Raw genomic sequence first — 16,327 nt, forward strand, 5'->3', positions numbered from 1 at the left:
ACCGAGACATGAAGGCACGATGCCGCCATGCTTTGTGCAGCCCGCTTTGCGTTTGGAGAGACCTGGACCGTGTCCAACCCATTCCACGAAGAAAACGGCCCGCAACCGCCCAAGGTGCTCAAGGCACCGGTCGAGATCCTGGCTAATCTTCGTCTGCTGCAGCAGCACCACGATCCGCTGATCGTCACTTTCCACGACCGCAACCAACGCTTCCAGAGTTACCTGGTGGAAGTGGATCGCGAGCGCGGCCTGCTCGCCCTGGACGAAATCATCCCGAACGATGGCGAGCGCTTCCTGAAGAGCGGCGAAACCTTCCGCATCGAAGGTTTTCGCGAAGGTGTGCGCATCGCCTGGGAGACCCTCCAGCCGGCCACGGTCGGCGAGTTCGAAGGCGACCGCTGCTACTGGTGCGCCCTGCCCACCGAAGTGACCTACCACCAGCGGCGCAATGCCTACCGTGCGACGCTCAAGCAGACCCAATTGGTGGCTATCGAGCTGGACGGCGACAAGCTGAAGGAGCCGATCAGCGGGATGATGCTCGATATCTCCGCCACTGGCTGCAAACTGCGCTTCGAAGGTGACCTGAACGGGCGCCTGCAACCGGGCCAGGTCTATGAACGCTTCACCGCCAAGCTGCCGATCGGTCCCATCACCACGCCCGTCGAACTGCGCCATGTGCGCTTCGACGAGAAGCTCGGCATGAGCTTCGCGGGGATTCGCTTCCATAACATGAGCGGCCTGGTGCAACGCAACGTCGAGCGCTTCGTCTACCAGCTGCAGCGCGAAGCGAGGCGTTTCGAGAAGGACGAACTCTTCTAGCAGGCCGTTAAAAAACGTCACGAGCGACGGCCAGGCTAGGCGAAATCAGCCGAAAGAGCGCAGTTTACGCGTTGTAAATGAGCATCTTGAGGCTGATTTCAACGACGCATGGCCGAGCGCAGTAGTTTTTCAACAGCCTGCCTTAGGCGACCCCGAGCTTGAACCCCAATCGACTCAGGCGCGGCAAATGCTCGGGTCGGTCCAGCTCCCAGAGCGACGGTAACAGGCCATGCTGCCACTCCAGCTGCTGCAGGCGTTCGCAGGTCCTCGCCAGCACCTGGTTGCTGCCCCAGGGCATGTCCTCGAACAGGCGTGGATGCACGCAACGCAGGCCAAGCAGCATATAGCGGCCGCCCTCGGTAGGCCCCAGCACGGCCTGGTGTTCGGCCAATGCCTCGCAGGCGGCTGACAGGTAGTCGGCATCCAGCATCGGGCAATGCTGGCCGATGAGCACCACAGCGTCGTTCTCCGACAGACCCAAGGTGGCAATGCGGCGCATTCGTTCCCCCAAGTCCCCGACCGGTTGCCCCACCACCATCCAGTCATTGTCCTCGGCCAGGGCTTCCAGGGCCTCGTCCGGTCCATCCTCGATCCAGAAGATCCGCTCGCTGAAGCCCATGGGCGGGAGATTGAGAACGCGTGCCACCAGTTGTCGATGCAACTGGCTCACCCCCTCCTCCCCCAGCGCCGGAACGAGCCTGGGGTCAAGCTTGCCGGCCTGCGGAGCGCTGGCCAGCAAATGCAGGGAGATGCTCAACATCATGACCAATTCCTCCTTGAAGTCCCAAGGCAGGCCTTGGGCTTGAAGCTCAGGTAGCCACACCCGTCGATCATTGGGCAAAAGCGATGTGGCGTTGGGCCACTACTTGTTGGGCTGCGGCTGCTCCGGAATGTCCTTGGGTGGCACGTCCGGCGGCGGTGAACCATCGCCATTCTGCATCTGGTCGTGCACCGACTTTTCGTCGACTCGAGGGTCCAGGGCCGCGACCAGCGGCGAACTGATCATGTTGTCGGGCGTGGGCACGTGGTGCAGCGGCGCCTCGTCGACCCGGTGCAGGCCGGTGACAGCATCCGGACGCACCCGCAACACCAGGACCGCCGCGCAGAAACAGACGAAGGCATAGAGCATGTTCGGCCCCAGTTGCTTCATCAGAGCGCCGGTCAATAACGGGCCGATACTGGCGCCGACACCGAACGTGATCAGCAGCATCGCGGTGAGCGAAACACGACGCTCAGCCTCTATATGGTCATTGGAGAAGGCCACCGCCAGCGGATAAAGGCTGAACTGCAGCAGACAGACCAGGAAGCCCACCGGGAACAGAACCTTCAGTGGAACCTCGGGCATGATCGCCAGCGGCAGCGCGGAGAGCGCGAGCAAGGCCGCCGTGATGCGGATCAGCACCGCGCGGTCATGGCGGTCGGACAGCCAGCCGAGCGGCCACTGCACCAACAGGCCGGCGAGAATGCAGCTGCCCATGAACAGGCCCACCTGGTTGATGGGCAGGCCCTGGGCGGTCGCATAGAGTGGCGCAAGACCGTAGAAGGAACCGATCACCAGGCCGGAGACCAGTACCGTGGTCATCGACTGCGGCACCCGCTTGATGAAGAAGCGCGGCTCCAGCGGCGCCGGGTGCAGGGGCGCCGGGTGCAACTTGCGGGTCAGGGCCACCGGTACCAGGCACAGGGCGAAGCACATGGCGACCAGCATCAGCAGTTCCGGTCCCAGCCCCGGGTGCAGCACCAGGACCAGTTGGCCCAGCACCAGACCGAGGTAGGAGGCCACCATGTAGCCGGCGAATACCTGCCCACGCTGGCTGGCGTCGGCCTGCTCGGTGAGCCAGCTCTCGATCACCATGTACTGGCACATCATGCCCAGGCCCACCAGCATCCGCATGAACAGCCAGACCGGCAGGATATCGATCAGCCCATGACCGAGCACCGCCGCCGTCACCACCCCGGCGCAGGCCACATAGGCACGGATGTGCCCCACCCTGGCGATCAGTCGGTGACCCAGCTTGCCGCCAAGGATCAGGCCGAAATAGTTGGCCGCCATAAGGGCGCCGACCCAGAGCCCGTCCACCTTGTCGGCGGCCAGGCGCAGCCCCAGGTAGGTACTGAGCAGGCCGGAGCCGATCAACATGAGCAGGGTGGCGAAATACAGTGCGCGAAACGACTTCCAGATCCGATGCATCGGCGCTCCAGGCGGCTCCATGTACAGGGAGGGCCGCCCGATCGGACGGCCCTTGGGCGATCACACCTGGGACGCGAGGATGCGTCGTTCCCAGGGCGTGATCTCATCGAAGAAGCTGCTGAGCTCCATCGTCTTGGTAGCAATGTAGCCTTCGATGAACTCCTTGCCGAACAGTTCACGCGCCAGATCGCTGCGTTTCAGACGTCCGATGGCGGCGTGCAGGGTACAGGGCAGCAGCAGCTCGTCGGGCGCTTCGAACTCGCCCTGGATCGGCGCGCTCGGCTGCAGTTGCTGTTCCATCCCGTAAAGCCCCGCCGCCAGGCTGGCGGCAATGGCCAGGTAGGGGTTGGCGTCGGCCCCGGGCAGTCGGTTTTCCACCCTTCTGGCCACCGGCGCGCTGGCCGGAATGCGCAGGCCCGCCGCGCGGTTGTCGTGGGACCAGCAGGCATTGTTCGGCGAGGCATAGGGGTGACAGAGCCGCTGGTAGGAATTCACGTTGGGCGCGAACAGGGCGGTGAAGTCCGCCATGGCCGCTTGCTGCCCACCGATGAAATGCGCGAATGCAGCGGTCGGCTCCCCCTGGTCGTCACTGAAGATGTTCCGACCGTCATCGCTCGTCACCACGCTCTGGTGGATGTGCATTGAACTGCCCGGCGTGTGCGCCAGCGGCTTGGCCATGCACACCACCTGGATCCCGTGCTTGAGCGCAATCTCCTTGAGCAGGTGCTTGAACAGGAAGGTCTGGTCCGCCAACAGGAGCGGGTCGCCGTGGAGGAAATTGATCTCGAACTGGCTGATGCCCATCTCGTGCATGAAGGTGTCGCGCGGCATGCCGAACGTCTCCATGGCGCGATAGACCTCCTCGAAGAAGGGCCGCAAGCCATTGTTGGACGACACGCTGAATGCCGAGCACCCCGTCTCGCGTCGACCATCCAGGCCCAGCGGCGGTTCGAAGGCCTGACGCGGATCGGGGTTGGGGGCGAAGACGAAGAACTCCAGTTCGGTGGCCACCACCGGCTTCCACCCATGCGCCGCATAGCGCTCCACTACCCTGCGCAACAACCCGCGGGTGGAAAGCCCGGATGGCCGGCCGTCCAACTCCTGGGCATCGCAGATAGCCAGGGCACGGGGCCTTTTGCTCCAGGGCAGGCGGTGCACCTGGTTCGCCTCCGCGACGAGGGCCAGGTCACCATCATCGCTGCCATAGAAGCGTGCCGGCGGGTAGCCGCCCATGATGCATTGCAACAGCACGCCCCTGGCCAGTTGCAGGCGGCGCCCGGAAAGGAACCCCTCCCCCGTCATCACCTTGCCCCGCATCACTCCGTTCAGGTCCGGGGTAACGCACTCGATCTCTTCAACGCCAGCCAGGCGCTCGGCGAGCGGGCTGCGGATTTTGGTAGTCATGATTGTTGTCCTTGTACACGACGGCCGCTCCATAGTGCGGTCTGTACAAAATACGCATCGGGCGTTCGGAATATCAAGCAGCAGCAAGGACGATTTCCAAAGGCAGGAAATGAGGATGGGGCGCAATGCGCCCCATCCTCATTTCAGTACCACGACTTGCGCTCCGGCAGCCTCCTCAACCTGCCAGGATGAAGTCACTCAGGGTCACGCTGTTGGCATCCGCCACCCCCACCAGGGTGATGCTGTTGGCGCCGACGAGATTGACCTGGGTGCCGCCCGCCACGGCGACGATGCTCGCGTTGGCCGCGAAGTTGGCCGCGGTGACCCCCAGGTTCTCGAGGTTCAGCCGGTCCTGGCCGAGGGTGAAGTCGGCGATGGTGTCCTGGCCGAAGCCCGCGCCGAACACGAAGATGTCGTTGCCGGCGCCACCGATCAGGAAGTCATTGCCGCCCATGCCGAACAGCGCGTCGTGGCCGGCACCGCCCACGATGGTGTTGTCCAGGGCGTTGCCCATACCCACATCGAAGTTGCCGGCGCCGCCGAAGAACATCTGCTCGAGGTTCGCCCCAAGCTCGAAGACCGACAGCGAGGTCGACACCGAGTCGATACCGGCGCCCGCCAGCTCGAGCACTACATCCGCGACTTCGGTCATTTCGTAGATATCGTTGCCCAGGCCACCGGCCATGACGTCGAACCCGGCGCCACCGATCAGCACGTCACTGCCCGCACCACCGACGATGGTGTTGTTCAGCTCGTTGCCGATGCCGGTGAAGTTGCCGCTGCCGCCGAAGAACAGCCCTTCGACGTTGGCGCCCAGGGTGTAGCTGGCCAGCGAGGTCGACACCGTGTCATGGCCCTCGCCGGCCAGTTCGTTCACCCCATCCCCGACGTCGGTGACTTCGAAGATGTCGTTGCCCAGGCCGCCGCGCAGGGTGTCGGCACCGGCGCCGCCGATCAGCACGTCATTGCCGCTGCCACCGACCATCACGTTGTCCAGGGCGTTGCCGATACCGGTGAAGTTGGCGCTGCCGTCGAAGATCAGGTTCTCGATGTTGGCACCCAGGGTATGGCTGGCCAAGGTGGTCACCAGCCAGTCCACACCGCCGCTGGCGGCTTCGCTGACCACATCCCCGAGGTTGTCGACGTTATAGGCGTCGTTGCCCTGGCCGCCGGCCATCATGTCGGCCCCGACACCACCCACCAGCACATCATTGCCGGCGCCACCGACGATGACGTTGTCCAGCACATTGCCGAAGCCGACGAAGTCGCCGCTGCCACCGAAGAACAGGCCCTCGACATTGGCGCCCAAGGTGTAGCTGTTCAGCGAGGTGGACACCGTGTCATGGCCTACGCCGAGGAGTTCGACAACAACGTCGCCGGCGTCGGTGACTTCATAGACATCGTTGCCGACGAGGCCGACCATGGTATCCGCACCAGGTCCGCCGATCAGCAGATCGTCGCCGACCTCGCCTTGCAGCGTATCGTCGCCCAGGCCACCGAGCAGCGTGTCGTTGCCGTCACCGCCCAGGATCATGTCGCCACCAATGGTGCCGACCAGGATATCCGCGCCGGGGGTCCCGAGGATCAGCGCCCCCACCACCGCCGTTGCCGCCGACGTCCGCGTTTCCGCGCCACCGAGGTCATCCGTGAAGCTCGCCACGACCCGCAGCTGCTGGCCGACCTGCGTCGCCGTCGGCGTGAAGCCACGGTTGGTCGCCCCGGCGATGTTGGTGAAGGTGGCCCCATCGCTCGACGACTGCCACTGGAAGTTGAAGATCGAGGTGGTGAGTCCATCCGGATCATCGATGGTACCCGGCCCGACTATCAGGCCTTGGCCCTGGGTCGGGCTAATGTCGCTGATGGCCGGCTCGCCTGTGGCAGCATCCTGGGCCGGCGTGGCCGACACCAGCGCGGTCGGTGCCGAGAACGCGGTTTCCACCACGCCCTGGGCATCCCTGTAGATCGCCTTGGCACGCAGGGTCTGGCCGGCGAGATCGGCTGTCACTCTGAACGTTTCGCCAGTCGCCACCTGATCCGCAGCCGCGACATCGATCTGGATAATGTCCCGGAACAGGCCATCGCCATTATCCACCTGCCAGGAGTAGGCCACCGGGCCGCTGACCGCTCCGCCAGGGTTGTCCGCATCCGTGACGCCGGCGATGGACGCCTTCATCAGGGTACCGACCTCAGGCGTCGCATCGTTCACCGTCACCAGCCCTTCCGGAGCCGAATTGCTGGTGGGAACCAGGCTCAGGGTCTGGTCGGCGAACTGCAGGCGCTCAATGCCGGTCAGTCGGTCGACACCATCCCGTCCGACTTCCACATCAGTCACGGTGACGATGTCGTCACTGAAGTCGAGCGTGGTGCCGTTGTTGTCGATGCTGACAGTGTAATCGGCGGCATTGCCGGTAAATCCGACGGTGTCCAGGCCGGAGCCCGTACCCGGTAGGATCTCGCGCACGATGACCAGTTGCCCCGGGTTGAAGACACCCGTCGTCATGAAGGGCAAGAGTGCCGTCAAGCTGTTGAAGCTGGCGATTTCCGGCCCGCTGCCATCCAGGTTCTGGCGAACGCTGATGCGCACGTTCAACCACTTGTCGCCATCGATCAGGTCATCGCCGCCACCACCCTCGATGAGATCACCGCCATTGCCACCGAGGATGACATTACCGGCACCAAACCTGTCGTCGGCGTTGCCGGAGATACCATCCGGGCCGTCACCGACAGAGCCGATGAACGACCGCAGGCTGCTGATCAGGTCGAAGTTGGTCAGCACGCTGCCGGTGAAGCCGGAGACGGAAATGCCCGCTGCGTCGATATCATCGCCACGCAGGACATCGCCGAATGCCGACCCCGACAGGCCTTCGGTGGATTCGAAGCGAGCCAGTACCGACGCCGCGGAGGCTCCGAGCGGGGCTTCATTGAAGGCGCGGAAGCGCATATCGATATTCACGCCGCCCGGGTCATCCTTGAACGCCGCCCAGTCGAAGCCGGAGCCGCCGATATAGCGGTCCGTCGGGCCGCCATTGCCGACCATGATGTCGTCGCCGCCCTCGCCTTCCATCCGGTCGATGGTGCCCTGCCCGATGAACACATCATTGCCGACTATGGCGTCCAGCCCGCGGGCGTCGAAGTTCTCGCCGGCACTGCCGTCGGCCATGCCGTGCTCGAGCCAGTCGTCGCCTTCGTTACCGAATACCATTTCATTCGGCCGCACGCCCAGGATGAAGTCATCACCCGGGCCACCGAAGCTCTCGGACTCGTCCTCGCCGGTGATGATGAAGTCCTTGCCGAAGCCACCGAGCATCAGGTTGATGCCATTGCCTGCATGGATCACGTCATTGCCGTCGCCACCCTGCAGGTTATCGTCGCCTCCCTGGTCCGTGATGATGTCGTCGCCTGCGCCACCGAGGATCATGTCGACGCCGTCGCCACCCTCCAGCCTGTCATTGCCGGCATCGCCATACAGCGTATCGTCGCCGATGCTGGAGATGAGGATGTCATTGAACTCGGTGCCACCCAGGACAACATGGTCTTCGCCGGTGTAGCGCAGGTAGTTGGGATCGAAAGCCAGCGTCGCCGGGTCATCGCGAATCACCAGCGGGCGCAGGGCACTGCCGCCTTGTGGGTCGGCATTGCCGAACAGGCCATCGACGCCGGCCACATCATCGGGCGTCCCCTGGACACCATCCAGGCCGGCATCGTTCAGGCCGGTGTGCTGCACCAGCGGATTGGCCTCGAGGATGAAGGCTGGTGTCGAGAACACGTCACCCGGCAAGTGCGTGGCATTGGTGTTGGCCATGATCAGCTTGGCGAACGAGTTGTTCTCCAGCTCGGTGAGGAAGTTCAGCCCCGCCGTGCGTTCCAGGTAGTAGAAGCGGTCGCCGTTCTGCAGCTTCTCCATCTGGTTTTCGAACACGTAGTTGAAGGTCGAACCCAGCAGGCCACCGAAGGGCATCTGCCGCTCGGCCAGGCCGCCGACCCAGAGGTCGATATCGTCGACGCCGGTGGTCGCCGCCGGGCCGTTCAGGAACTCGAGCCGGTCGGCCGCCACCACCCCATCAAAGTTCTGATCCGTGCCGAAGACCAGCTCCATGGCCGCTATGCGCTTGTCGGCCAGCGTCGTCGCACTGGCGACGGTCCCGTGAGTAGCGTAGGCAGCGATGAAATTCACGATCGCCGACTCGTGCCGCAAGTTCATCGCGAAGTCGACCCAGCTCGCATAGGGCTTGAGCTGGGCGTCGCCGGTGGCGGTGTAGAACTCCCTGCGTGCCGCGTTCAGCGACGGAACACCGGTATCACGGGCGCGGCTGAGGTTGACGGTCGGCAGGTCGAGCGGCAGGCCGAGGAGGTTGTTGCGCAGCGCCTCGGTCACGTGGTTGTCGATCTCGTTGCCCTGCTGCCGGGTCACGCCGCGCACGATGGCGCCGGCCGCCTGCTCAGCGGTGAGGGTGCCGTTGGCATCGAACGCCAGCGGGTTGAGGAACGCCTGCACCAGGCCGATCTCGCTGGAGGCGAAGTTGGGGTCGAGCCGGTCGACGGTGTCGAGCAGCATCGAGTGCCCGAAGCGGTACACCGCGTGAGCGAACTCGGCGACAATCGCCGCGTCGATCGTGGAGTCGTAGCCCTGGCCTTCGGTCAGGAACACGTCCACCTGCGGCTGGACCTTGCGGGCGAACTCTTCGAACACCAAGTGCTGGTACTGCATCTCGGTGCCGAAGCGCGCCGCCTGGAACAGGCGCTCGCCATTCCACTGCAGGGTATCGATTTCCCCTTGGGTGGTGGGCAGGGTCGCAATCGGCGTCCGCAGCCACTGGTTGACGAAGGCGACGTCATTGCTGGCGAGCACCACATCCTTGATGTGCGTGACCAGGCGATTGTGCTCGGCGTGGAACACATGGTGCACGGCGGTCAGGGCGATGTTCTCGTTGACCCGGCCGTCGCCGGCCATGAAGTGCTCGGCCAGCAGCTCGTCGTCGTAGGTGGTACCCAGGCCATCGTCGACACCGGCAATGAGGTCGGCATCGGCCGTCAGCGGAACGCCGAAGGCACTGAAGGGGTTGGCGCTGTGGGCAATGTCGGCGAGGAACATATGGCCGGTGCGCAGGGCGCCGACGGCGGCAGGGCTGATCGGCACAGCCGGGTCGCCTTCCACCAGCACATCGTCCGCCGTGTTGGGCAGACCATCGGGGCCGAGGTCGACCACCAGCTGGGCGAAGCCATTCGCGCCGGGGATGAACTTGCCGTAGGGATCGACTGCCACCAGCGGCACGTTGAGGGCGTCGAAGTCGCTGAGGTCGATGCCCAGGAGGTCACGTGCCTGCGCCTTGACCACGCCCCAGGTGGCCATCCCGCCGAGTTCTATGTCGTTGCCGTTGCCGAAGATGCCGTCCACCAGGTCCCTGTTGGTGATCAGCCGGCCTGTCGCAATCGGTACGCCCCCAACCAGCTCATAGGCACGCAGGAAGACCTGGTGCGCCGGATGCGAGGTGTAGGTCTGGTTCTGGTCGACGAAAGGCGTCGTCTGGTTGTTCTGCGTATGCACGTCATCGGCGGTCCCCAGGATGCCATCGACGCCCGGCAGGACCTGGGTATTGACGGCACGGGTGACCATCATGAACTGCAGGGCCGGGTTGGTCAGTTCGTCGCCGGTTCCGGCAATGCCGTCCGGCCCATGGGTGATCAGCGGATCGTCCGGCTGCAGGGGAACGAAGACCGTGCCGTTCTCGCCCTTCTGCACCAGGTCCAGGCCGTGGTCGAAGAACTGCCCGAAGAAGGTGAACCAGGCGTTGAACGGTGCCGACAGCCCCTCGTCAGGCGTGGTGTTGGGGATGGTCAGGGTCTGGCCACGCGGGATGACGACCCCGCCGAGGTCGAGGATGATCGGCGTGCCATCGGCATTGAAGAGCGGAGCACCAGTGACCGGATCTACGGCCTGGGTGCCCAGCCCCGCTTCGAGGAAAGCCTGCACCGCCGACGGGTTGGTGATGGTCTGGTCGACGATCAGGTTGGAGATGATCCGCGGATCGGAATCGACCACGTTGCCATCCACAGGTCCGGTGGTGGCGAAGTTGGTGTTGGTGATGCCGTTGAACGGCGCTTCGTCCAGGTCATTGCGGAACTGCTGGTCCACCAGCAGCGGGAAGTCCTGGTCCGCTGCACCGAAATTGGTCTGCCCCACGACCAGGTTGTTCAATGAGCCGTCCACAGTGCGTATGCCGAAGGGCACCCGCGAGTTGGGCAGCAGGGACAGCAGGTCCGCACCGGCCGCATGCTGTTCCGAGATCAGGATCTGGTCGAGGATGAACTGCAGGTCGCTGCGGATAAGGTGCAGGCCGTTACCCGGGCTGACAGTGGGGCTCTCGGCGGGAATCGGCGCCGGCGGGGCCACGACTATGACGCCGGTGACCGGCGTGGTCGCTGCCGAGAACACGTTTTCCAGCGTCCCGTTGGCGTCCTGGTAGACCGCTCTGACCCTCAGCGCCAGCCCATCGAGATCGGGCGTAACGCGGAAGGTAGTGCCGTGGACCGTCGCCGGGTTGTTGGCACCCTCAGCACGGACGTCCTCGAAAATGCCCGTGCCGGCGATCCGTTCCACCTGCCAGACGAAGCTGATGGGGCCAGTGATCGCACCAGTCCCCGGATTGTCGGCATCGGTAATGTCCGCCGCCGAAACCGTCAGCACCTGGTTGACCGCCGGCGCAGTGTCATCGATCGTCAGCAGGCCAACCGGCTCGGCGTTGAGACCGGCCACCAGCACCATGGTCTGGTCAGCGAACTGCAGCCGCTCGATATTGACCACGCGGTCCGTACCGTCGGGTCCCGCCACCACAACGCCATCGACATCCACCACCAAGTGCTCGACCGTGGTAACGCCGGTGACCGCATCGGTGGTCACGTTGTAGTTGGCCAGGACATCGGAGAACACCGCCGTGTCGAAGGAGGCAACGGCGGCCGTATTGATTTCACGGACGATGCTGAGCTGGCTGGGCGTGATTTCGCCGGACAGCATGAAGGGGATGAGCTCGGTCAGGCTATCGACGGTGGTGATGACCGGTTGCCCCGGCTGCGGCACGTGGCCGGTCACCGCGATGCGAACGTTGAGGAAGCGCTCGCCGTCCAATAGGTCATCGCCACCACGGCCTTCCATGATGTCGCTGCCACCACCACCGAGGATGATGTTGCCGGCTGCGAACGACGTCACCACGGGTACTGCATCGGTACCCAGCATCTGGTTGAGGAAGTCCTGCAGGCCGGTGATGCGGGCGATGCCCGCGGCGTTGAGTCCACCGTTCAACGCGCCGGGTACGTTGATTTCCGCCGCGTCGGCGTGATCGCCGCGCAGCACATCAGCGAATTGCGAGCCGGTCAGGCCTTCGACGAAGGCGAAGCGGTCGAGTATCCCCTGGTTCGAGGGCGCCACCGGCGGCTCGATAAGGTCGTTGACCAGCAGGTCGGCAGAGACGCCGAGAGGATCGTTGTCATAGCTGGCCCAGTCGAAGCCGCCACCGCCATTGAAGTGATCCTCGCCGTCGGACAAGACCATGATGTCGTCGCCGCCTTCGCCGTCGGCCTCGTCGAAGCCGCCACCGGTGATGATGACGTCATGGCCTTGCACGGTGCTGGCTTCCAGCGGGTCGAAGTTGTCACCGCCGGCGCCGTCCGAGGTACCTATCTCGATCCAGTCATCGCCTTCGTTACCCAAGGTCTGCAGGTTCATCTGGGAACCGAGGATGAAGTCGTTGCCCTGTCCGCCGAAGGTCTCGGTAATGTCTTCGCCGGTGATGATGAAGTCGCTGCCGTCACCGCCGAGAATCAGGTTTTCGCCGTTGCCGCCGTGGATGACGTCGTCGCCGGCATTGCCCTTGAGGACGTCGTCGCCACCCAAGTCGGTGATGATGTCATTACCGTCGCCACCTTCGATATTGTCGACGCCATCGCCGCCTTCCAGCCGGTCGTTGCCGGCGTCACCCCAAATGGTGTCGTCGCCGATGCTGGCGATGAGGGTGTCGTCGAGTTCGTTCCCACCGAGCACCACGTGGTCCTCGCCGGTGTAGCGCAGGTAGTTGGTGTCGGCGCCGGGCGTCGCGGGGTTGTCGCGGATCACCAGCGGGATCAGGGCGCTGCCGCCCAGCGGATCGGAATTGCCGGCAATCCCATCGGCACCGATTACATCGTCAAGCGTGCCCTGGATACCATCCGCGCCGGCGTCGTCCAGGCCAGTGTGCTGCACCACGGGGTTGGATTCGAGCATGAAGGCCGGGGTCGAGAAGATGTCCGCCGGCAGGTGCCGCACGTCAGTGTTGAGCATCACCAGCTTGGCGAAGGAGTTGTTCTCCATCTCGGTGAGGAAGTTCAGCCCCGCCAGCCGGGCCAGGTAGTAGAGGCGATCGCCGTTCTGCAGCGCCTCCAGTTGGGTCTCGAAGACGAAGTTGAAGGTGGAGCCGAGCAGGCCGCCGAAGGGCATCTGCTTCTCGGCCAGGCCGCCGATCCAGAAGTCGACAGTATCAAGACCGGTGGTGGTGACACCATTGGCCCCACTGACCCAGGCGCCCGTGCTGTTCAGGAAATCCAGGCGGTCGGCGGCCACCAGGCCGTCACCGTTCTGATCGGTGCCCAATACCAGTTCCATGGCCGCCAGGCGTTTGGCGGCCAGCGTCGTGGCCCCGGTGATACTCGCGTGGGCACCATAGGCCGCGATGAAGTTGATCAGGGACGTCTCATGCTTGAGGTTACCCATGAATTCGACCCAGCTGGCATAGGGCTTCAGCTGGTTGTCGCCAGTCATCTGGTAGAACTCGCGACGTGCTGCGTTCAGGGAAGGCACCCCGGTGTCGCGGCCGCGACTCAAGTTAAGGGCCGGCAGGTCCAGGGGCAGCCCGAGCAAGTTGTTGCGTACCGCCTCGGTGACGAACTCGTCGATCTCATTGCCCTGCTGGCGGGTCACGCCCCGGACTATGAGGCCGGCGGCCTGATCCGCGGTGACGGTCACGCCACCGACATTGTTGAATGCCAGTGGATTGAGGAAGGCGGCGATCAGGCCGATCTCGTTCGAGCCGAAGTCAGGATCCAGGCGATCGATGGACTCGACCAGCATCGAGTGACCGAAGCGGAACACCACGCTGGCGAACTCGTTAAGTATCGCCGGGTTGATGGTCGCATCGAATCCATCCGGCGCGAGGAAGGCATCCACTTGCGGCTGCACCTTGCGCGCGAACTCCTCGAACACCAGGTGCTGGTACTGCATTTCGGTGCCGAACTTGGCGGCCTGGAACAGGCGTTCGCCGTTCCATTGCAGGGCAGCAATCTCCGCCGGCGTGACCGGGAAGGTGGCCGGCGCGGTGCCCGGCATCAGCCACGGGGTGAGGAAGGCCAGGTCGTTGGACGCCAGGATCACCGACTTGGTGTGATCCACCAGGCGGTTGTGCTCGGAATGGAACACGTGGTGCACGGCGGTCAGGCCGATATTCTCGTTGACCCGACCATCACCGGCCATGAAGTGCTGACCCAGCAGTTCGTCGTCATAGGTCCCCGCGATGCCATCATCGACACCGGCGACCCCATCGGCGTCCGCGAGCTTCAGTGCCCCGGTCACGCTGTCGAAGGGATTGGCACTATGGGCGATATCGACGAGGAAAGCGTGCCCGGTGCGCACCGCGCCGGCCAGACTGATGGGCGCTGCCGGGTTGCCCTCGACCAGGACGTCATCGGCGGTGCCGGCGACGTCATCGAACCCCCTCATCACCACCTGCGGGAAGCCGTTCGGGCCCCTGATGAAATTGCCATAGAGGTCGGTGGCGAGCAGCGGGAGATTGCCCACATCGGCATCGGTCAGGTTTATCCCCAGCAGGTCGCGGGCCTGGGCCTTGACCACTGCCCAGGTGGACATGCCGCCGAGTTCCACGTCGTCCGCGGTGCCGAACACGCCATCGGCGCCCAGATTGCGGTTGGTGATCAGCTTGCCGGTGGCCTCCGGCCGGCCGGCCGCATTCAGCTCATAGGCGCGCAGGAACACCTGGTGCGAGGGGTGCGAAGTATAGGTCTGGTTCTGGTCGACGAAGGGTGAGGTGGTGTTCAGGTGCCGGTGCACATCGTCGGCGGTGTTCAGGACCCCGTCGGCACCCGCCCCCACTGCAATGTTGTCGGCCCGGGTGAGGACCATGAAATTGCTCGTTCCGCCCGGCACGAACAAGGGGTCATCCGGCTGCAACGGAATGAAAACGGTACCGTTGTTGGCCTTCTGGATAAGGTCCAGGCCATGGTCGAAGAACTGGCCGAAGAAGGTGAACCAGGTGTTGAACGGCGCCGACAGCCCTTCGTCCGGGGTGGTGTTCGGGATGCCCAGGAGCGTCCCGGCGGGAATCGGTGCATTGTTCAGGTCCAGCAAGGTACCGATGGCGAACGGCAACCCTGTCGCCGGATCGATTTGGGTGCCATCGGCGAGGGCCCCTTGTCCGGCATCGACGAACGCCTGGACCGCCGCCGGGTTGTTGCTGGTCTGGTCGGCGATCAGGTTGGAGATAATCCGCGGATCGGCGTCCACCACATTGCCGGCTACCGGGCCGGTAGTGGCGAAGTTGGTATTGGTCAGCTCGCCGCCGGGTGCCGGACCGTTCAGGTCGAAGATGTCGCCATCCAGGTCATTGCGGAACGACTGTTCGAGCAACAGTGGAAAGAGTTGATCGGCCGCGCCGAACCCAGCTTGGCCGAAGATCAGATTGTTGAATCTTCCGTCGACGGTCCTGAGGCCAAAGGGCACCTGGCTGTTGGGCAACAGGGCGGAGAGGTCCTTGCCCGCCGCGTTGGCTTCAGCGATGAGAATCTGCTGAAGGATGAACTCGAGGTCAGATTGAATGAAGTTGGCCATTTATATGTCCTCAGTTCCGACAGCAAAAAGTCAGGCTGAATCACGCCCACGCGGGAGCGATTCCACGTTTGCAACGAAGAAGTCGAAGAAAAGTCCGAATCGAATCCGCGAACGGAAGCACCGAGCCCTTATGAGGGCTCAGGTATCAGAGGAATGATTCGGATCAGTGACGCGCCGCGCCCAAGTTGGCGGCGGTCACATGCACACGGTAGGCGGCCCGTGGAACCGGCCCGAAATACGTGTGCTAATCGGTGGACACTCCAGCATGCAATGCCGCGACCACTCGATATCCATGATGACGTCCTCCCCAAGCAGATAAAACTGCCAAAGGCTGCAACGTCCCGTCCTGGATGCAGTCTGCCGAGAAATAGCAATTTCTCATTCCTGAATAAAGTTCCGTGCCCAGACACTGTCAAGAATACGTCGCAACATGTTTCAAAATGTAAAAACACCATAAGTATTTGAATTTAAATAAAATATTTAAACAAGCAACCCCAGGACCGCTTAAACATGCGGTAATACTGTCACGACCACCCTGTAGCGCCACTCCCCACCACACTGAAAGCCCCGTTCCAGAGCGGCTACAGCGATATTTCCACTTATCAGCCGAATACAACCGTTGATTCGACTGAGGAATTCGGGCATTTCGGAGGCATCTTTCTTGCTAGGCAAAGCAGCAACCGAGGCGGTGACCCTGACAGGGCACCGCCTCGGTTGCAGATCGGCATGGAAGCCTGGATTAAAGATGTGCAAGCGGTGGGGATGGATTTCTCCCGCCATGGAAAACGGGGTGAAGTGCCAGGCACTTCACCCCGTCGGACCCCCTCGATGAATCAGCTTGCCAGGATGAAATCACTCAGGTTGACGCTGTTGGCATCAGCCACCCCCACCAGGGTGATGCTGTTGGCGCCGACGAGGTTGACCTGAGTGCTGTCCCCCAGGTCGACGATGCTCGCGTTGGCCGCGAAGTTGGCCGCGGTGATCCCCAGGTTCTCGAGGTTCAGCCGGTCCTGGCCGAGGGTGAAGTCGGCGATGGTGTCCTGGCC

General features: G+C 63.6%; 5 protein-coding genes and 1 pseudogene. 1 reads left to right on the forward strand and 5 read right to left on the reverse strand.

Translation table 11 applies throughout. From position 1 onward, the window contains the following. Nucleotides 1-27 precede the first annotated feature (27 nt). A complete protein-coding gene (locus E8F12_RS26905; RefSeq protein WP_280328268.1) occupies nucleotides 28-819 on the forward strand; it encodes a flagellar brake protein in 792 nt (263 codons plus the stop codon). Nucleotides 820-961: 142 nt separating this feature from the next. Here the strand turns inward: E8F12_RS26905 and E8F12_RS26910 are convergent, their stop codons facing one another. From E8F12_RS26910 to E8F12_RS26930, 5 genes and pseudogenes are all read right to left on the reverse strand, one after another. Next, entirely contained in the window at nucleotides 962-1,582 is a 621-nt protein-coding gene (locus E8F12_RS26910) for a TIGR04282 family arsenosugar biosynthesis glycosyltransferase (RefSeq protein WP_280328269.1), read from the reverse strand. A 99-nt stretch (nucleotides 1,583-1,681) separates the two neighbouring features. After that, the gene (locus E8F12_RS26915; protein WP_280328270.1) at nucleotides 1,682-3,010 is read right to left on the reverse strand and encodes an MFS transporter; all 1,329 of its coding nucleotides are present in this window, start codon (nucleotides 3,008-3,010) and stop codon (nucleotides 1,682-1,684) included. A gap of 60 nt (nucleotides 3,011-3,070) precedes the next feature. Further along, nucleotides 3,071-4,312, reverse strand: a complete 1,242-nt coding sequence (locus tag E8F12_RS26920) for a glutamine synthetase family protein (RefSeq protein ID WP_280328387.1) — start codon at nucleotides 4,310-4,312, stop codon at nucleotides 3,071-3,073. 277 nt (nucleotides 4,313-4,589) lie between these two features. Next, nucleotides 4,590-15,281, reverse strand: coding sequence for a peroxidase family protein (locus E8F12_RS26925; RefSeq protein WP_280328271.1), 10,692 nt, complete (start codon nucleotides 15,279-15,281; stop codon nucleotides 4,590-4,592). Nucleotides 15,282-16,114: 833 nt separating this feature from the next. After that, nucleotides 16,115-16,327: pseudogene (locus E8F12_RS26930) on the reverse strand (calcium-binding protein); the annotation flags it as partial.

Origin of the sequence: Pseudomonas sp. BN102 (assembly GCF_029871245.1) — a bacterium.
Taxonomy (GTDB): domain Bacteria; phylum Pseudomonadota; class Gammaproteobacteria; order Pseudomonadales; family Pseudomonadaceae; genus Metapseudomonas.